Source organism: Pyxidicoccus trucidator (assembly GCF_010894435.1).
GTDB lineage: Bacteria > Myxococcota > Myxococcia > Myxococcales > Myxococcaceae > Myxococcus > Myxococcus trucidator.
In genome coordinates, this window is record NZ_JAAIXZ010000093.1 from 1 (window position 1) to 429 (window position 429).

A 429-nucleotide genomic window follows, 5' to 3' on the forward strand; every position below is an offset into this window, starting at 1 on the left:
CGCCTGCTTGCCGGAGCCGCCATGCGATTGCTTGATGGAGACCTTCTGCCCGTGCGTCGCCTCCCAATGCTTCGCGAAGGCGGCGTTGACGTCCGCGTACAGCTCCCGCGTGGGGTCATACGAGACGTTGAGCAGCGTGACGGAGCTCGGAGCGGAGGACTCGCCCCCGGACTTCGAGCACCCGGTGAGGGCGAGCACGACGAGCAGGGACAGCCGGAGAGAGAAGCGCATGGAGGGACCTTTCACCAGCTCACCTGGAAGCGGGACATGACGACGTCTTCGGGGATGCGGTCGCCGTCCACGGAGCCCCCTTCGAAGCTCGTGTGGTCATATGAGGTGGCCACGCGGACGTTGCCGTTGAGGTACCAGTTCGCGACGGCGCCCCACCCTCGCGCCTTGCGCGCCAAACGCGTGGGGTCCGCGTAGATG

At 66.9% G+C, this 429-nt stretch carries 2 pseudogenes; both read right to left on the bottom strand.

The features are described 5' to 3' along the window. A pseudogene (locus tag G4D85_RS48555) lies at window positions 1-231 on the bottom strand (sulfate transporter subunit); the annotation flags it as partial. Window positions 232-242: 11 nt separating this feature from the next. Further along, window positions 243-429, bottom strand: a pseudogene (locus G4D85_RS48560) (OprO/OprP family phosphate-selective porin); the annotation flags it as partial.